We start from the raw sequence: 19,082 nt of genomic DNA, 5'->3' as shown, positions 1-19,082 counted from the left end.
ACAACCTCCATTCCATATCTTTATTATATAATACCACAGAAAAGACCAATATTTGGAAAAATATTGTGTTTTAATACGATAATATGCCTAGTTGGTTTTTTTGTATTATATTTAATATAAACCAATTAAAAATGAGGTGATTTCAATGGTTGTTTTTAGCAAATTACGAGATTCCGATTTAATACCTGGCGAAATCTATGAAGCTAGTTCTTCAGGCAGCTTTTTAGCAGGGGAAGTAATTAGCAATTTATTTAAATTTGATAACCTAAGAGGTATTGGCAATCAAGGTGGGATTCGGCGAACGATGGTTCAAAATAATCCTTCCATGATTGGTGAGGAAGCTTTTGTCATTTTATTGGATACGAAAAGTAATTCAGAATGGCCAAATATATACGATCATTCAAACAATTTACTAGTTTACTATGGTGATAACCAAAATCCGCAGAAGCATTACTCGGAAACAAAACAAAAGGGTAATACATGTTTAGAAAAATACTATCGCCGTTCCTATTCTAACGCGAATGAACATATCGCTCCCTTCTTTTATTTTGAACGCGTAAATGAAAGCCATGCACGGTTTATAGGAATTGCAGTACCATTTGTTCAGGGGATGCCACTAGATGAAGCGCTAGTCTTGAAGAAGTTTACGAAAGAAGGTCAAGGCATTTACGAAAATTATGTAGCTCATTTTACTGTATTCGAAGTTACTGTCCCCCGTCAGTGGCTATACGATTTGAAGTCTGGTAAAAGCGAAAGCGATTATATACCAACCGTGTGGTACAACTATCTAAAAACAAGAGAGCTACCCTCCAAAGATAAAAATTCCGTGGTAGTTCTAAATTCACTAAGCACTAATCCTACCTCAAATACCGGGTATCGAATGACTACATATCGTAGAACACAATCAAAATTTCGTAGTCGTCTATTAGATCGTGAAACCGGGTGCCAATTATGCAATCTATCTATTCGGTCATTATTAGTGGCAAGCCATATCGTACCTTGGGCCATTGCTGATGAATCCCAAAAAATGGATCTCAATAACGGTTTATTGCTCTGCGTCTCTCATGATGCCTTATTCGATAAAGGTTTTATAAGCTTTGATGAAACCGGAAAGATTCTTATATCCAAACGATTACCATCATCAGAATTTGAGCGACTACAAATTAATAACCATATGGCAATTAATATGCTTCCTGAACAAGAGAGATATATGCGCATTCACCGGGCCGCAATGGAGATTAAATGAAAAATGGAAACTAATATGGTTATGTTTGACTCAATTGAGGATTTACTTAACGCAACGATAGGGATAGTAGACAAAAATTTTTGACAACTTGATAAATTGGGACTCTTCGAAAAACCCTCAATCCGAAATAATTAAGGGCTTCTAGGTAAAATCATGAACCGGTTACTAGGATACCCTAAGATTTTAATAAAATTGGAGTCGAATTAAAGGTATCTGGTTTAAAGCGAGGGCGATACGATACATGTCCCAAAAGGATTTGATTTCCCTTGGCCAGGAACAATAAGATGCACTCACTGGAGGTTATATTTTACAACATCATTAAGCAATGCTTAAATAAGTGCTCTTAATATTTCCTTTTCAGATTTTGTTAGTTCTTAGGAAACTGAGATAGGATTTCGTTTAAAGGAGATTTATACTTCTAATTATTTACATGGAGCTATTTACTACGAATTATGACTTATTGTTAATAATGATAAAGCTGTAAACTATTGCGAACATTGCGGGAAACCCTTTACTAAAATCCGGGAGAAAAAAATATTGTACTGATTTAGTTGTTCGCTAATGTATTTTTAAGCTACCTTGTTTATTTTGAATCCTTTTTTCCTCTTCTGTTTCCTTTTTCCTGTTATTGGGGCTTCCATAAATCGAGTACCACGTACCAGGAGGTACCGTTTTTTTAATGGAACCCCTCATTTATTCCGGGTGAACCCTATTTAATCCCTCTCTATAAACCTCAAAAATCCTTTTATATAAGGGTTGGCGGGACACCAGGTAATAGAACCCTTCTGATCTGGCATGCAGGTCAGAAGCCGTTTCGAAGACAGTGGGTATATTACATTTTAGAGGCCTGATGATGTATTTTTATAAAATGTTAAATATTATTGGATTTGTTGCATTAAATCTAAAATAGCACTTCTAATCGCAACTTCTTTTAAGCTAGTGTGACTTCCATATCCTAATAAGTCATATTCAAAGGTAGTACTACTTGATTGGTATGATGCAAATACATGGATGTAATCTTCAAGATAAAAAATTTCTAAAGCGTAAATTTTATTCCCTATAATATAATTGTTTACAAGTTCAGCTGACAATATATTCAAAAACATTCCACTCTCTCCTCTAGACCAATTAAAAATTTTTTAAATCTATACTTCAAAAAACCTTACAAAATAAAGATTACTAATCTTAGATTTATAAAAAAGTGAGAAAAAACACTCTTCAACAAATTCCTTGCATTAGTAGCATTTTCTCCTAAAATAAACATGGCACCCAATCAGCACCATGCTTATAATAAGGAATTGAAACTTAACCCTAATTTATTAATAATCCCGCCTTTTTGCTTTCACTGTGAACCTTACCCCACTAATAATCGGATAGAATGGTGGGAAGCGTCGTGAATAGCTCCCAAATCCATCCCATGATAAAATACTAAATAAGTATATACTCTAGTAAAGGAATGAATGTCCATTAACCTCCCTGACAAAGTAAAGAACCTGCCCTTAACTCCAGGCATATATTTGATGAAGGATTCGCAGAATCAAATTCTGTATGTGGGGAAGGCGAAAAATCTTAAGAATCGGGTTCAGTCTTATTTCCGGAACTCTAAACATCATTCTCCAAAGATAAAAAAGCTGGTCAAACACTTAAGGGATTTTGACTATATCCTGACAGATACCGAATTCGAGGCTTTTATGCTTGAATGCCAATTAATTCAAAACATGAAGCCGCTATATAATCGAATGATGAAGAGTCCGCAGTCATTCATTTATATCTCGATCAACCTTACCGGCAAGTACCGTAAAATTGATATAGCCTTTAATCCCATTGAGAAAGACGGTAAGGTTTATTTTGGTCCTTTTACAAGCCGAAGCAATGTGGAAGGAGCTCTCCGGGGGTTAAAGGAATGCTTTAAGTTGAATTGCAGCAATCCCAATGGGACGAACTCTGCCTGCCTGAATTATTCCTTAGGCTCATGCCTAGGCCGGTGCCTAGGGGGACCTGCGGAACAACAGTATAATGACATCCTGGACAGGTTTATCGGTTTTCTGAAAGGCACTGATAGGAGTATCTTAGAGGACATGAATCAAATGATGTTGAATGCCTCTGAAGCATTCGATTTTGAAACGGCATCCGCCTATCGGGATCAGATACAGACAGTAAGCTCACTGTTAAATAAAGAAAAAGTGATCGAATTCACCGAAGAAAGTCATAATATCGTCGCTATCGAAAGATTAACAGATTCAACGATTAAACTTTTCCTTATTAAAAGGACGGAGATTCTGTTCAGCCACAGCTATGCAGCAGCAGGCAACATAGAGGAAAAAATAAAAACGAACATTTTAGCTTATTTTAAACAAGATGAAGCAAATACTGACGGTGACGTTAGCAGACATGAAATCGATGCAGCGCATATTATTTACCGTTATTTACACAGCGGCAGCTGCTCTTATCTCATCATTTCAGACAACTGGCTGGATCCTGAGAATCATTCCACCCTGGATCTGGCACTAAAGAATTTATTAAATAACCCTCAACACTTCCAGCCCCCTATTTATCATGAATAAGGGGCTGTTCTTATTGCACTTCTTCAGATAAGACTGGTCCTGTGACAGAAATCCCATGCAAAAGAGCCTAATCGGCAGTTTATAAAAACTGTTAATTAGGCTCCTCATTCGTGCATTTTCAGTTCACATACTCATTAGCAAAAGCCTCATCCACCCTAAACAAAACAGTAAAAGGAACCGACTCATTAAAATAATAAGCAGTCTCCCCCCTATACTGAGTAACATCAATAATTGCAGGTATATCTATCGATTTTAAAGTTACTCTCAGTCTTTCAATAGATTTTATAAAGGTGTTCTTCTTCACCTCTCCATCACTGGCAGGCCTTCCAAAAAAATAACGCATGTTAATTCTCGTGCATGGATTCTCCTTGCTGGAGGACAGCAGGAAGTGTCTGATCATATTGGCCTGGGTTGGGGTGATAATGACTTCCTCCCCATTAAATAAGAGAATATTTTCGCGGTCATTAAAGTACAGGACTAGTTCATTGGCTTCACTGTTTTCATAGAGGTCTTCACATGCTTCCTTTGAACATGTTTCGGTATTATTTTTCGTTATTTTATAGAACGCGTGGTTATGTAAGTATTTTTCATTCGATGACAATGTCTCAAATAATGGTGACAGCTCTGGACTCGGCAGCTGCTCCTCCGGCAAATATGGGAGTTTTTCCATCGTTTCATAGGTCTGGCTGGCAACGTATAAAGCACTGTTGGCCAGATACATATGGGCATGGAATTCCTGCTGCTGATTAAGGGCGTATCTTGGGTCATTCAGAAGCTGCTTATTCAGGGCTTGCTGAAAATAGCGGACGGCTGAGCCATACTTGCCATGTTTATAAGCCAGAAAACCAAGACGATAATAGGCAATGGGAAGTTTTTGCTCTAAACCGATTGCCTTAATCAGCGACTCTACAGCATCACCGTCATCCTTGAAGTGATTCATTTTTATGTAGGGACCGAATTTAATAAGATGGGATACAAAAACATTTTTAGTATGCTGAAGGGAATGATCATAGTGTGGTCCATTATTTCTCGCTAGACTTTTTAGCTTTTTATACATGGTTTCATAGACGATCACCAGCTGCTGGTAATAGCCGTAATCGCTTTTTTCCCCGTTTTCGTGAAGATCCTGTTCAAGCAGCTCCAGCTCGTCCAGGGTTAGGTCTTTTATCTTTAAAGTCCTCATCCCTACACCTCATTTCTATTAAAAGGTATCAGTATTGACACCAACATCTACTATGTATGAAGAACACTTTCAACTATATAGAATTCACTCCTCCGTTTCGCGCGAATATTGTCGAATGAAATATGAATTTTTTGTAGCAAATCTCATACATTATAGGTGGCTTAGATCTTTTAATTTCTCCCGTATTTACTTGAGCTTGAAAAATACGAACAAATGTTTTATCATTTATCTATAATATCAAACGAACGGAGGAACGATTAATGTACATAACCATTACAGACTTTATTAATGAATGGAACAGAGAGGCAATGCTGACGCAAAAGGTGTTGGACGGATTAACAGATGACTCTTTAAGGCAGCAGGTTTACCCAGAAGGACGCACATTAGGGAGAATTGCGTGGCATTTAACAGCAAGTATTCCAGATTATTTAGCTCATTTCGGGTTAAAAATAGAAAAGGCTGTAAATGAAGAAAATGTCCCCGCTTCTGCAAAAGAAATTGCGGATACATTTAAAAAGCTGAGTGAGGAAGCAGCTCTGGCGATTGAGCAGCAGTGGTCAGATGACTCATTGAGCCAAACACAGAATGCATTTGGAAGAGAAGAAACCAATGCTCAAATTTTGATGGGATTGATCAAACATATTGTGCATCATCGGGGGCAATTGACCATTCTCATCCGTCAGGCAGGATTAAAGCCATTTGGGGTGTATGGTCCGCCAAAAGAAGATTGGGTTAATTTAGGTGTCACTAATCCACCGCTTTAAAAGGGAATGAGGAAAACGCTCGGAGATTGCCGGGCGTTTTTCTCATTTTCTAGATAAAGGGCTGTCCTAAGCAGCCCTCTCTATTTCCCTTTTCTTCCTCTCCTTCCTCCCCTTTTTTCAAATGACCTTAATAAATTCTGTTAAACCAGAAGAAAATCCAAGCAGCGCAACAATATATAAGAAACCGAGATAATGGTCCATCTTACAAAATGGTATAAGTCCTTTAGGGCAGCTGCCATCAATAGGAACAAAAAAAGAGCCTAGCCTCCACAGTACGCTAATACTTCAACGAACCGAAGGACAGGCCCACATGTTTATAAAAAGATTAAACTTAAAGCTATCTCCTTCAAATGCGGTTGATCTGCCCATAAGATGAAGTAATTGTAAGTTTCTCCTTGGATTGTAATCGGAGTTGGATACCTTACGATTAAAGCGGATTGATTCAGCATTTCTGCTGGCTGGTCCGCAGAGGGAAAAATGTAGCAGGCTTCCTGGTTTTGAATTCGGGTCTTCAAGATGCTTGGCATGGATCCATAGGGCATTAATGGATGGAAAGCTTCTCCATGGCACACCTCATCTAAGTTTTCACCTGCTGAAATCGCTGATATTTGAAAAAAGCCGTCAGAACCTTCGTATCTTTCCTCGTTCACTTTTCGCCAGTTTGACGGATATTGGAAACTAACCTTGTAGGTCGTGTTCGTATAGGTCTTTTGGGTACCATCCCCTATGGCAGTTGGAGACCATTGAAGTGACTGAATGTTAACTCCTGCAATTAGCCGTATCGGGACGGGGTGACGGAGGTCGATAGCCCACATTTCACTTGCAAATTCCTGTTCCTTGCATCCACTAAGATAGGCTATTTTTGTTCCGTCTGTTGACCATGTGACAGGTGATGCAAAACAATTGGAAATAGCCCAAATTCGATCCTCTTCTCCTCGCCTCCCCACCGTTCGAACTTGTGAAAAATACCCGCGATCTTCATAGGCGGTAGCGCTATAGGCAATGTTCAAAGAATCAGGTGACCATGTCGGATAATAATTTTTTGCAAGGGGCCCGCCTTTTACTTCAAACACATTGCCTGTTGAAAGCTCAACGGTGTGAATGATGGAGATGCTGACACCTGGTGTTGTATAAAGAACAAAGCTTCCGTTGGGTGATAGCTGGGCATTATTAAGCCGCCCTCCTGTGTTACGTGTAATTTGCTGTTTCCCGGATCCATCGGTTTGAATTCGGAAAAGCTGGCTAATTCCTGATTCATCCGGTGCCTGAAAAAGCAGTTCCCTGCCGCTCGGAAACCATTGAATATCTGTTGAGTCAGACTGTTGAATGCTTTGCGGTTGATGAGACAGAACGTTGTACATAATAATGCGACCTTGCTTCGTATAAGCAATTTGGCTGCTGTCAGGCGACCAATCCAATTTGAATTCAGCACCTTCTTCCATCTGATCGATTTGAGCGATCGCACCAGATGCCACATCCACAACATATATAATTCTGTTCTTTCCAATAAACGCAATTCTCCTGCTATTAGGTGACCATTCTGGACTTGAAAAAGAGTCACCCAATCCAATGGTGAGCTGCACGTTCTCTCCTGTCCGGGGATTATATAACCAAATATCATATTGCCCTCCCGGATCAGCAGTATAGGCAATCAGGCCTTGGCCACCAGGAGGGGCGTATGGAATCCTTAATTTCATTCCAGGAAATAGTTGTGAGGATGATAGCTGGTTTACAAACCGAATAAGCTCAGTATTTGGCTCCCCATTCGTAATGACATTAAAACGAATGGCAAGCCGATAAAGTGTATCCCCTGGCTGGACGGTATAATATGGAACACCTGGCGGAACCTTTAATAATTGACCGGGCTGAATGACATAGGGTGGCTGAAGCTGATTCGCCTCTATGATAACTGAAGGCGGAACTTTGTAAAATTGTGAAATTCGATACACTGAATCTCCTTGCCTAACACGCACAGCATCAACCCCAGGTGGAACGGACAGCTGCTGACCGATATAAATCGTGTAAGGGGGCTTCAAATTATTTGCCGCAATAAGGGAATCGGCCGGAATTTCCCATCTCCTTGATATCCCGTACAGCGTATCACCTGAACGTACTGTATAAAAAATTTGCATGATCTTCACTTCCCAAAGAATAAATTTCCATTGAGGAATTAAATGCGCACACACTATCTGCCCATATACTATTCAATAGGAAGTGCGAGGTTCAGTGCGAATGAGGAGGAATTAGATAAAAAAGAAATTTAATTCCTATATAGATAGCTCTTTTACAAATCTGTATAGCATGATTCGATTCAGGAAACGCCTGAAGGAATCATTATTAGCGAAAAAATTGTGGTAAAAAGATAAAAAACCTTCAAATGGGAAGGTTTTTTACTAAGCAGCCTCTTCACTTCGTCATCGCAAACTCTGAAACATAATTTCTTTAGGATTCGATGATCCCGCTCCTGCAAAGGCACCATCCAGGGTTTCGAATCCTCCGATTTTCGTCATTAAGATGGCATCCACTGTGACTTCATTTGAGAAAACAATATGTATTCTATATTTCGATGAAAATCGAATTATTTAGCTCTTATAATAGATATGAAGCAAAAAGAAACTTTAATCCAAATCACGAATAGGAGCTTAATTTATGAGTAGCAAAGAACAATCATTAAAGGCAAAAACCTTTCACCGCTTACATCAGCAATCGTCCACCTTTGTTCTGCCAAATGCATGGGATGTAATCAGTGCAAAAATGTTTGAAGAATGCGGCTTTAAAGCGATTGGAACAACAAGTGCTGGCATCGCTGCTTCTTTGGGGTACTTGGATGGGCAAAGTATACTTCTTAACAAAATGGTTGAAACGATAGAAAATATCGCCAAATCAGTGAATGTTCCTGTGAGCGCAGACATTGAGGCAGGTTATGGACAGACGGTTGAAGAGGTTTTAGAGACCGTAAAAGCAGTAGCTGCTGCTGGTGCTATCGGGATAAATCTGGAGGACGGTACAGGTGATCCTAACCGGCCTATCTTTGATATTACATCCCAAGTGGAAAAGATAACAGCTATCAAAGAACTTTCAGAATCCAGAAATATGCCTTTATTTATCAATGCACGAACAGATCTATATTGGTTAAAAATTGGGGATTCTTCAACGCGATTACAAGAAGCAATAAAGCGGGCAAAAGCCTATCAAGATGCAGGGGCAGATTGCATTTTCATTCCTGGCTTAACTGATAGGAAGATTATTAAAAGGATTAGAGAGGAAGTTTCTTGTCCGATCAACTTATTGGTTGACCCAGAGATGCCTTCTTTAACGGAGTTATCTGAGATCGGAATCGAAAGGCTTAGCTGTGGATCCGTCCCATTCAGAGCCACCCTAACATTCTTACGGACTATCAGTGAAGAGATTGTAAACCGCCAGACCTTTCATCAAATGACAAATGGGGAAGTTCTTTCTTATAAAAGGTTAACTGAATTCATTCAATAAAATTAATCCAAAAACAAATTATTAAAGTTTTAAGAAGCCGATTTTTTATAATCAAGAAATCGGCTTTTGTTCTTATGATTTCCGGGAATCTAATTATTAACTATCAATTGACCTATTGGTTACCGGCGGCTCATTAAACCAGTCTTTCCTTACCAATAACTTAAACCCTTTCTCTGAATAATCTTCCACTTGATCAATTAATTCCTTTAGAGCTTTCACGTGACTTTTTTTATAACTGGAAACGACAGCAGTCTGCAGATTGCCGATTGCGATAGGATTTAAGAACATGATTAAGTTAGCCATTAGTTTATCTGAAAATGGGGATTTATTCACCTTTTGAACATGAGCCTCTAATCCGGTCGTTGTTGGGACTCCGTTTTCTCTATATATTTCGGATAAAACATCCACTTGATGATAGGATAATTTGATCCCATCCTGCAAAAAACTCTTTGTATCTTCATCCTTCGCCACATCCGAAAAAGCAGTACATAGAGCTACCCCAACATTATTACATTGAAAAGAACCAAACATACTTGCTAATTCAACAGCATTAAGCGGCCTCTGCTGGGTTGATGCCACTTTAAATAATTTGTTTTCTCTGTCTTCAGCATTTGTGTATGAAAAGGACCTGTTTTGCAGCAACCCTTTATGCTCCAGCAAATTTAATATAGAAATGTCAATTTGAATTAACTTATTGAGTATTTCTTTAAAAAAATTCTTAACCTTTGGGATTGTCAAGTCTGTATATTGAAAAGAAAGTACACCCAATCCGTTGCTTGTTATATGCTTAAGAATTTCTATCATTAATTGATCAGAAAATAACTTTTCTGAGGGGTTATGTAAATCATTTTCACTAAAAAACGGTGTAACATGTAATCCATTATCAGCTAAGAATTGCAAAGCCTCTTGTTCCTGGAATGAAGAAAGTGTTTTAATCTCAGTTAATACATCCTTCAAATCAGTATCTTCAGCAGTCTCCATCAGATTTCCCAAAAAAATATTGACCATATTGGAACTTGAATGCAAGAACCAAAGAAAGCCTAATTCGTTTAAATTCATCTAAAAGGCCCCTCCACAATTTATTTTCTTATCTTAGTTTGTAAATTGAAAATAGTAATTATTCATTAAATAGTCTCTAAACATCTTACATTGCCTATTATTAAGCTGCTTAACCATAAAACGTCTGCCCTGTTTAAATTGGCTCGATGTGTTTCTTACTTATTATCTTCATTAAAATAACACCCACACTTACACCTGGTATTACGCACAATATCGGAAGCCAAACAGGCCCTAATAATACCCCAAAAAGCTTAAAGGTAGAGGAATATATACACCCCACTGTAACGAAGTAAGCTGAAGACACAAACGGAAGAAAAGAATAACTGTTTTTCCCTCCTCCTGCATCTTTAAAGGAATCCCACATCGCAAAGAAATACAAACAAGGATAAAACATCAGCCACAAATAATCGGTTTCTGCTATTGCCTTCTCAATATCTCCATGAAAACTTGAAATAATGACCCCGTTGAAATTCGCTTGTACATTGATAAGGAACTCTAAAAATACAATTACCAATCCCTTTATCAGTTTTCCATTTAAAAATTGCCCAAAACCAGGAAGTGCAATACTCCATAATAGCCTTTCTATAGATGTCGCCATTCTATTCAAGCCCCTTACCATGTTTCTTATAGGTGTTCTCTTCCTGTAATCCCCTTTTAATGAGCAGCAAACTAATTGCCATCTGCCTGAAGATATCAATTAATATTACTCAGCATCACACTTATTATTATGTAAGCACTCTTCTCAAACTAATCTCCTTTTTATAGAAGAAAAAAGCTGCCGAACCGGCAGCTGGATTTTAATGCATTCTTGATTAGGTTCGAAGAGCTTAGTAATAGATTAGGGATTTATCATGTCCGAATAAGTGCGATTATATCTGACGGAATACAGCAGCACATATATAACAATAAATGCAGCAAACAGGTTCAGCACAATCAGCGAATGGTTCAAACTGAAAAATTGAGTAAGCGCTCCGACACCAATCACGGGAACGATAAATCCTGAGTACGCGCATAAATAGAAAACCGAAATGACTCGTGGCCGTTCTTTTGGTTCCGGTAACTGTCCGGCAAACCGCAGGGCGATTTGAAAGGTCCATCCGCCCCCGATAGACTGGATGAAAATGCCTGTCCAGAGCAGCGGCAAGCTTGAGGTTAACCCGGAAGAAACAATAACCCATGACCCTATCGCAAGAAGCAGGATTCCGAATCTCATACGTGTAATGGGGTGACCCGGCCAAGGAATGAACTGAGCCACAGCTGCTCCACTGAGAAGCACGAAAATGATTAACCCGGAAACAGCAAGGTTAGACGTATGAATGACATTCTTTACGAAATTAGGAATAAGAGCAAACGCGATTCCTTGAATTGTGAAAACTGTGAAGATAGGCAATCCGGCCATTGAGAAAAATGGAGAACGAATATTATCTGGCACACCAAGCGATATCTTCCTTTTTACGCGTTTTTGTTCAATGGAAACAGAATCTTTAGGAATTGTTTCCATCACGAATAGTGAGATGATGAGCAGCACGAGCAAAATCCAAAATGGCAAATGGAGTGGCAGGTAATGTATATATTGCAGAATCAAACCCGCGATAGCTGGTCCCAGACCGAAACCAATGAGAATCGTAACACCTGATAATTTGAGAGCTGCACTCATTTGGCTGGGAGAAGTTTGCTTCATAAGAAAAGCAGCAGCTGTACCTGTAAAGGCTCCGTATGCGATTCCTTCCAATGATCTGGCGAGATAGAGCATCCAGGAATGATTGCCTGCCAAGAAGAACAAGGTAGATGCGATGGATATCCATATACTGATGCGAACAACCCTTTTTAATCCCCACGTGCTGCCTTTTTCTCCCGTAATAAACAAAGCAGGCAATAGGAATGCAGCATAAATGGCAAACAAGATCGTGATTTGCAGACTGTTCAGCCGGTAAGCCTCACTATATAGAGGGAATAACGGAGTAATAAAGGTAGCCCCACATGACATCAATAGAGAAACCAATAGCATTCTTTTCACTGCGGAATTCCCCACTTTCTATAATAAATTCTCCAAGAAAAAGTTACTTACTAGAAGGTAAGTGTTTGATGTTAAAAAAACCGTTACTACGGTTTTTTTAAGAAACGATCCAACTGATTTAGTACTTCGGCTAATACATCATTACCCAGAACACGTCTATATAATAATGCTCCTTTAACACTTGATAATATCGTAACCGCTACTTGATGGACATCTTGAGAGCTATTTATGATATTTTCAGTTTGTGCCTCTGCAACTAATTCTTTCATTACCCTGATCTCCAGTCTGCTGACTTCCCCAATCTTTTCTTGAACGGCAGATGGCAAAGATTCATAATCCGTCTGCAGTGAAGAAATAGGACAAATTTCAGTACACTCAAATCTTTGAGCCTGCTGCTGGATGAACTGCTTCAGCTTCTCTTCAGCAGAAGCCTGCGAATTTTTAATTGACATTAAAGACTCCTGCAGTCTCAATAAAATGCGTTCTGCAACCGCGACTCCTAAATCCTCCTTCTTCTCAAAGTGATAGTGAATGCTTGCTTTGGTCACCCCAAGCTGTTTAGAAATGTCATCATAGCTGAAGGCTACATACCCTTTTTGCTGGATCAATTTAATGGCTAAGTCTACAATTTGTTTTTTTCTGTTTTCCATGCCTCAATAGTAACTTACTAATAGGTAAGTGTCAAATTGGAAAAATTCTGAGCCAAAATGTTAATTTCATAAATTTAAATATTTCCTCTATCTGCTTGTCTTTCAGCAATAATAAAAATGATAAAGTGCATACAATTTTTGTTAGTAATAATAATAATAAGTATTAACACATCTTAGGGAGTACATTTTTTTATGATAAAGGAAAAAAATAATCTGAATCCTGCAGAAAATCAAACACCTGCAGAGATAGTGAAAAGAGCCAAAAAGTCATCTGATTTTAAAGAGATTAAAAAAAATTTTTCTGGAATTCAGATATTCATTTTATACTTTACTTCACTAATCGATCACAAGACGATGGAACATGTATTTCTTCCATATATTAATGAGTGCGAAAAAAAGACTGACCAGGCTTTTGATCTTAATCAATTTAAAAACAGCCTTCCGCTTGAAGACGTTATCAGAACAAAGGAAGCAAAAGAAATCGAAGAAAAAATTCATCAGGGATATGTCCTAATTCAATTTAAAAATAACTTAGATGATTTTCTTTTGGTAAATGTAAATAATTTATCTAAAGGGATAAGAGAATCTAATGAAACAGAAAATGAATTTAATGTTATCGGTCCAAAATTAGGATTTGTTGAGAGTCTTGATACGAATATTCTTCTACTTCGAACTAAGTTAAAATCTCCTTTATTAACGACTGAAGAGATCGTGCTGGGCACGCTGTCAAAAACAAGGGTGGTCATTGTTTATTTAGATGGTATTACAAATGAAGACCACATAAAATTTGTAAAGAAAAGGCTCTCTGAAATAGATTTTGATATTATTTGGGATACTTCTGCTTTAATCCAGCTCATTAAAGAGAATTCTTATACTCCCTTTCCACTTTACTTTTCTTCAGAGAGGCTTGATCGAATCTCATATACACTCACTTCCGGCCAAGTCGTGATCTTTAGTGATGGTTCACCCTACGCAGTATCCGGACCTACTACCATATTCGATTTTTTTCTCTCATCTGAAGATTATTATTATAACTGGATTATTGGGTCTTTCTTTCGTTTTACCCGAATACTTGCGATCATCTTTTCCATCTTTTCTTCATCCATTTATGTTGCGGTTGTAACGTTTCATTATGAGGTGGTGCCCGCGGATTTACTGGGTCCGCTAATCGAGTCCAGAGCAAACGTTCCATTTCCGCCGCTGCTGGAAGTTCTTTTTTTAGAATTGACCATTGAATTATTAAGAGAGGCAGGAGCCCGTTTGCCTACTAAAGTAGGACAGACATTGGGCATTGTTGGCGGTATTGTCATTGGACAGGCAGCTGTAATGGCAGCACTGACAAGTAATATTTTATTAATCATTGTCGCTTTATCAGCATTAGCTTCATTTACTACACCCACTAACGTTATGTCCAACACCATTAGAATATTAAGATTTCCATTTATCATCATGTCATCATTCCTGGGCGGGCTGGGTATCATGATAGGCTTTGCTGTGCTGCTAAGTCATTTGTTTACATTAAAATCATTTAATACTCCTTACATGGTCCCATTACATCCGTTCCGAAGCAATAGTCTTGCGGATAGTATCATTAGGCCGCCTTATACTAAATTAAACAAAAGGCCGGATTATTTGAGACCTAAAGATAAAATTAAATATTCACCTAAAGAGAGTAACAAAAAGAAGGAAGATCTTAATGACGAATAACACATTTCTTAAAGTGAGTATTGTTGTTCTTGCTCTAACTCTGGCTGGATGTGTACCACCCAGTATTATTAATGAAGTTTCTTTGATGCATAATGTCGGATATGACAAAGAAGAAGAGATGTTAAAAGCAAGTGTTGTTTATCCAAATTATGCCGAGAGTGATAAACCTGCTTTGATCACAGCTGCCGCTAAAAATCCATCCAGCCTGCAGGAAGAGCTTAGTCATAAATCTCAATTCCCCTTTGAAATTGGTCAGGTGAGGCTCATGATATTTGGGGATCAATTAAGCAGAGAGGGGTTGGCACCTATACTAGACACCATCTGCAAGGATCCAAAAATCGGCATAATTAGGATTGTCATTACAGATGGAACTCCAGAACTTCTGCTTAGTAAAACCATGAAGGAAAGTCCCCTATATCTAATGGATATGATTGAAAAAAGTATTGAAAATGAGGGAATTCCTGAATCTGATCTTCATGTGATGTATGACCAGTATTTTGGAACCGGAATTGATATGTCCTTTCCAAATCTCACTGTTGATTCTAAAGATCATGTTAAAGTCGATGGAATGGGGATTTTTAAAGATGACAAATTAGCACTCAGGATTTCGGAAGAAGAAACCTTCCTATTAAAATTAATGACGGACACAAATAAAAGAGGGGTTTACAGTTTTAACCTCGACATGAATGGACACAAAGCAAATATTGGGGCCAGAACGATCAATGGAAAACATAAGATCAAAATCACCAGGGAAAACCTCAGGGACCAGGTAAATGTGAGTCTGAATTTGGATGTAGAGCTTGATGCATTACCTGAGTGGATTAATTTAGAAAATGAAAAAGACCTTGAACTGTTTAAAAACGCCTTACAGAAATCCATTTCAAAAGAGGCTGAATCACTCCTTAAGAAATTTCAAACAAATGGGGTAGATCCTTTAGGTATAGGAAGAAGGTATAAAGCCAATCACAGAAATTATTCTGAACTGAGTTTTTACGATCGGATTTATCCCAGTATGACACGTGATGTAACTACCAAAATTACAGTTAGGCAAACCGGGGTGGGAAAATAGGTGAACGTAAAAGTAGAAAAACAATTTCAGGTTTCAGCTTTTTTCACATTTTTTCTCATTCACTCTTCTCAAACGGGAATTGGTATCCTAAATTTTCAAAGCCAGGTGATCAAAGATGCTGAACAGGATGCGTGGATTTCTTTAATTATTACTTGGGTCACAACCCAAATCATACTCTACATGATCTTTAAGCTGCTAGGCGGGGAAACCAATGATTTAGTAGCTGTTCATCAGTATTGCTTTGGAAAAGCACTTGGTAGCATTATGTCTATTCTGGCATTGGTTTATTTCTGGCTGGCTTCTTTTACGGTCCTTCGTGCTTATATTGAGGTCATCCAAATTTGGGTGTATCCTACCATAAAAACATGGCAGCTATGTTTCATTTTCGGACTGACATTTTATTATATTATCTCAAGCGGCTTCCGCAGTCTTGCCGGCTTTAGTTTCTGGGGAGTGATTCTGCCTTCTTTTCTGTTCTTTTTAATCTATTTCCCATTGAAGCATACGAATTTTATTTATCTGCTCCCGGCCTTCAGTCATTCCCTCAAAGAGCTATTTGTCTCTTCTAAAGCGTATGCCCTGCTTTTTCTTGGCTTCGAGTGGATACTGATGTATTATCCCTTCATTAGGAGTTCGAATAACAAAGATATTTCTAAATGGGCCTATTATGGCAATACATATACTTTCATTGTGTACCTGGTTATCACGTTAATATCCTTCTCATACTTTAATCAGGATGTATTGAAACATTTACCCTGGCCCACTTTAATGATGGTTAAAATCGTTAAATTCTCTTTCATAGAAAGATTTGAATATGTATTCATTTTTATATGGCTGTTAGTGATTATATCCCCTATATGTATTTCATTGTGGGCATGTACAAGAATCGTAAAAAGGACCTTTTCAATTCCACCTAAAGCGACTTTACTATTCCTGCTTATTGCAGAGATGATAGCTTCTGTATACCTTCAGGAATTTAGGAGTATCGATTATCTTGTCCAAATTACTTCTAATGCGGGAATTGGTTTTGTATACGTGTATCTGCCGCTCCTTCTTATTATAAAATGGATAAAGAGCCATTTTATGAAACATAAGTTAAACAAAATCTAATTCCTACTGCATAAAGAGTGCCTATCTAGTTAAAAGATAGGCACCCTTTAGGTGATCCATGAAGCTGTTTAACCAACAACTTTTGATATTACTTCGATATTACCTTGAGTTGCTTTGGCATAAGGACAAACCTTATGAGCTTCTGCAACGACTTCTTCTGCCACGCTTGTTTCAACGCCCTTAACAGTGATATCCATTGTAATAGCCAGCACATAGCCATCGTTCGCATCCTTGCCAAGCGTAACTTGTGAAGCAATATTTATACCGTCTGTTTTAATGTTCCTTTTCCTAAGGACAGTGCCCATCGCTCCCTGGAAACATGCGGCAAACCCTGCAGCGAACAGCTGCTCCGGATTGGTTCCAGCTCCGTCCCCGCCTAATTCCTTTGGATATCTCAAGTCTACATTCAGATTGTTATCGTCAGATACGGCTTTCCCATCTCTTCCGCCTTGAACATTTACAGTAGCCGTGTACAATTTCTTTTCTATTTTCATCATTTTAAAAACTCCCCTTTTTATAATGGATTAGTATATTTTTGGCTTCAATATTTCCACAAGTAGCTTTTGCATTCAGGGTAACCTTTATGAGCTCGACAATGACTTTTTCTATACCGCTGGTCTTTGCCCTTATCTTTGGTGCACCGTGAATTTACTTACTAGAAGGTAAGTTTAAAAAAACGATCTTGTGCTACAACGACAAGCAAGGGAAAAATGGACAAATTATGAACTCACGGAACTGTTGGAGAATTATTATTCAGTTGCGACATTCCCCATTGCAATTGAAATTCTATTCCAGCTGTTGATTTGATTGATGATTAGAACAAGGTCAATATATTGCTTCTCATCATAATGTTCACGTACCCGCTGATAAAGCTCATCTGGCACACGTTTTGCCGGGATTAAAGTTATGTGCTCTGTTAATTCAAGAGCTGCTTTTTCTGCTTCGGTGTAAAATGTGCACTCTCTCCATGCACTGATGCAATATAAACGCTGTTCTGTTTCTCCCATTTTTCTCGCATCAGCTGTATGCATGTTAATGCAATAGCCACAGCCATTTATTTGTGAAGCCCTGATTTTTATAAGTTCACGCAGCTTACGGTCTAAACCTGTCGTTTTCGTATACTTCTCCATTTCCATCATTATTTTCATTGCCTCTGGTGCTAAATTGTAATAATCAATTCGTTGTTCCAATATCAATTCCTCCTTATAAGCTGATTCAACAAATAATTGAACCGCATTTTGAAATTTCAATTATAGATAATATCAATCAGCGATTGATATTATCTATAATAAATTGTACACTTTATTATGTCAAACAACTTTTCATGTTAATTGATTCCAATTGACCCTGTTTGACAAAGAAATAAAAAATTCTTAAGATAAATGAATCTCATTTATAAAGAGGTGTTTGTAATGCAGTATAGTATTGGGGTTGAATATGCACTTCACTGCCTCGTATATTTAATTGATCATACAGAGGATTCCTCCATTGGAATAAAGGAACTCTCCACCTTCCAAGGGGTTTCCGAAACATATCTTTCAAAGATTTTCAGTAAATTATCAAAGAACGGTATTGTCAGTTCCGTTCCTGGAGTAAAGGGTGGCTATAAACTCGCTAAATCTCCAGAAGAAATATCTTTTTGGGATGTAATTGAAGCAGTGGAAGGTCCCAAGCCGATTTTTCAATGCAAAAACATTAAAGATAATGGTTATTTGTATAGAGATAATACCTGTTCTTCGGCTCCCTCCTCTTGTACCATCAATTTAGTTATGCTCTCAGCCGAAGAAAAAATGCGTGATTTCCTGCGAAGTAAAACACTTTCATGGTTAAATGAAGAGCTTGATCGTGTCTTGCCAAATCAAATACGTGAAGAAACCCGGAAATATTTCTCCAAGAGCAGCCTATAAAACAAACCTCTCTTGTAATTCCTTAAAGAGGAATATGGAGAGGTTTGTTGTACCATTGGATTGTTTATTGTAACTGCAACCACCCTCAATAACATGCCCCATTGCCGAACCGCCAGGTAGGCTCACGGCCTTTTGGGGTGTATGGGCCACTTTAAAGAAGACTCGGTCAAATTAGGGGCAGATAACCCACCACTAATCAGTGACAAAGGTAAAAAGAAAAAACGCTTGGATTACCAAGCGTTCAGACTGTCGACAAACTCGATGAAAATCGTGCTTGTCTGCAGTCTTTTTTATTTTAAAATAGAAGTAATACAATG

At 38.2% G+C, this 19,082-nt stretch carries 18 protein-coding genes; 8 read left to right on the top strand and 10 right to left on the bottom strand.

Annotated elements, in window-relative coordinates; genetic code table 11:
• Nucleotides 1–145 precede the first annotated feature (145 nt).
• Nucleotides 146–1,246: an HNH endonuclease gene (locus NR125_RS09095; RefSeq protein ID WP_251267047.1), complete on the top strand. Its 1,101-nt coding sequence runs from the start codon at nt 146–148 to the stop codon at nt 1,244–1,246.
• 569 nt (nt 1,247–1,815) lie between these two features.
• On the opposite strand, the gene NR125_RS29890 is transcribed toward NR125_RS09095, so the two are convergent.
• Both NR125_RS29890 and NR125_RS09090 read right to left on the bottom strand, forming a co-directional pair.
• Complete coding sequence (locus NR125_RS29890) at nt 1,816–1,887, bottom strand: Arm DNA-binding domain-containing protein (RefSeq protein ID WP_353057298.1); 72 nt, start codon at nt 1,885–1,887, stop codon at nt 1,816–1,818.
• A 237-nt stretch (nt 1,888–2,124) separates the two neighbouring features.
• Entirely contained in the window at nt 2,125–2,352 is a 228-nt protein-coding gene (locus NR125_RS09090) for a hypothetical protein (RefSeq protein WP_251267049.1), read from the bottom strand.
• Between the two features lie 354 nt (nt 2,353–2,706).
• Between NR125_RS09090 and NR125_RS09085 the strand changes: the two genes are divergently transcribed.
• Nucleotides 2,707–3,810, top strand: a complete 1,104-nt coding sequence (locus tag NR125_RS09085) for a GIY-YIG nuclease family protein (RefSeq protein WP_256815106.1) — start codon at nt 2,707–2,709, stop codon at nt 3,808–3,810.
• A 118-nt stretch (nt 3,811–3,928) separates the two neighbouring features.
• Here the strand turns inward: NR125_RS09085 and NR125_RS09080 are convergent, their stop codons facing one another.
• Nucleotides 3,929–4,993, bottom strand: a complete 1,065-nt coding sequence (locus NR125_RS09080; RefSeq protein WP_256815105.1) for a tetratricopeptide repeat protein — start codon at nt 4,991–4,993, stop codon at nt 3,929–3,931.
• A 260-nt stretch (nt 4,994–5,253) separates the two neighbouring features.
• Here NR125_RS09080 and NR125_RS09075 point away from each other — a divergent pair, with 260 nt between their 5' ends.
• Nucleotides 5,254–5,757 (top strand): DinB family protein, encoded by a 504-nt coding sequence (locus tag NR125_RS09075; protein ID WP_256815104.1) that lies wholly within the window; start codon nt 5,254–5,256, stop codon nt 5,755–5,757.
• 314 nt (nt 5,758–6,071) lie between these two features.
• Here NR125_RS09075 and NR125_RS09070 read toward each other — a convergent pair whose 3' ends face one another.
• Nucleotides 6,072–7,889 carry a LysM peptidoglycan-binding domain-containing protein gene (locus NR125_RS09070; protein ID WP_256815103.1) on the bottom strand — a complete coding sequence of 606 codons (1,818 nt, stop codon included), beginning with the start codon at nt 7,887–7,889 and terminating at the stop codon, nt 6,072–6,074.
• 517 nt (nt 7,890–8,406) lie between these two features.
• Here NR125_RS09070 and NR125_RS09065 point away from each other — a divergent pair.
• Nucleotides 8,407–9,246 (top strand): isocitrate lyase/PEP mutase family protein, encoded by an 840-nt coding sequence (locus NR125_RS09065; RefSeq protein WP_256815102.1) that lies wholly within the window; start codon nt 8,407–8,409, stop codon nt 9,244–9,246.
• Between the two features lie 96 nt (nt 9,247–9,342).
• On the opposite strand, the gene NR125_RS09060 is transcribed toward NR125_RS09065, so the two are convergent.
• The 4 genes from NR125_RS09060 to NR125_RS09045 all read right to left on the bottom strand — a co-directional run bounded on the left by NR125_RS09060 (nt 9,343) and on the right by NR125_RS09045 (nt 12,972).
• A complete protein-coding gene (locus NR125_RS09060) occupies nt 9,343–10,305 on the bottom strand; it encodes a DUF3231 family protein (RefSeq protein ID WP_256815101.1) in 963 nt (320 codons plus the stop codon).
• 133 nt (nt 10,306–10,438) lie between these two features.
• Entirely contained in the window at nt 10,439–10,903 is a 465-nt protein-coding gene (locus NR125_RS09055; RefSeq protein ID WP_256815100.1) for a hypothetical protein, read from the bottom strand.
• 240 nt (nt 10,904–11,143) lie between these two features.
• Nucleotides 11,144–12,313, bottom strand: a complete 1,170-nt coding sequence (locus NR125_RS09050; protein WP_256815228.1) for an MFS transporter — start codon at nt 12,311–12,313, stop codon at nt 11,144–11,146.
• 95 nt (nt 12,314–12,408) lie between these two features.
• A complete protein-coding gene (locus tag NR125_RS09045; protein WP_009333854.1) occupies nt 12,409–12,972 on the bottom strand; it encodes a TetR/AcrR family transcriptional regulator in 564 nt (187 codons plus the stop codon).
• 192 nt (nt 12,973–13,164) lie between these two features.
• Between NR125_RS09045 and NR125_RS09040 the strand changes: the two genes are divergently transcribed.
• Genes NR125_RS09040 through NR125_RS09030 form a run of 3 tightly spaced genes read left to right on the top strand, consistent with a single transcriptional unit; the run spans nt 13,165 to nt 16,858 of the window.
• Nucleotides 13,165–14,679, top strand: a complete 1,515-nt coding sequence (locus tag NR125_RS09040) for a spore germination protein (protein ID WP_009333853.1) — start codon at nt 13,165–13,167, stop codon at nt 14,677–14,679.
• Nucleotides 14,669–15,748, top strand: a complete 1,080-nt coding sequence (locus tag NR125_RS09035; protein WP_009333852.1) for a Ger(x)C family spore germination protein — start codon at nt 14,669–14,671, stop codon at nt 15,746–15,748. Before NR125_RS09040 ends, NR125_RS09035 begins: the two co-directional genes overlap by 11 nt.
• Complete coding sequence (locus NR125_RS09030; RefSeq protein WP_009333851.1) at nt 15,749–16,858, top strand: GerAB/ArcD/ProY family transporter; 1,110 nt, start codon at nt 15,749–15,751, stop codon at nt 16,856–16,858. It begins immediately after the preceding gene.
• A gap of 68 nt (nt 16,859–16,926) precedes the next feature.
• On the opposite strand, the gene NR125_RS09025 is transcribed toward NR125_RS09030, so the two are convergent.
• Nucleotides 16,927–17,355, bottom strand: coding sequence for an organic hydroperoxide resistance protein (locus NR125_RS09025; RefSeq protein ID WP_009333850.1), 429 nt, complete (start codon nt 17,353–17,355; stop codon nt 16,927–16,929).
• Between the two features lie 252 nt (nt 17,356–17,607).
• Complete coding sequence (locus NR125_RS09020; RefSeq protein WP_256815096.1) at nt 17,608–18,048, bottom strand: carboxymuconolactone decarboxylase family protein; 441 nt, start codon at nt 18,046–18,048, stop codon at nt 17,608–17,610.
• A gap of 222 nt (nt 18,049–18,270) precedes the next feature.
• Between NR125_RS09020 and NR125_RS09015 the strand changes: the two genes are divergently transcribed.
• The gene (locus NR125_RS09015) at nt 18,271–18,765 is read left to right on the top strand and encodes an RrF2 family transcriptional regulator (protein WP_009333848.1); all 495 of its coding nucleotides are present in this window, start codon (nt 18,271–18,273) and stop codon (nt 18,763–18,765) included.
• Nucleotides 18,766–19,082 lie beyond the last annotated feature (317 nt).

The organism is Cytobacillus sp. Bac17 (genome assembly GCF_024519925.1).
Taxonomy (GTDB): Bacteria; Bacillota; Bacilli; order Bacillales; family Cytobacillaceae; genus Cytobacillus; species Cytobacillus pseudoceanisediminis.
Note: the sequence above shows the minus strand (reverse complement) of the source record. Positions and strands in the feature narration are given on the sequence as shown.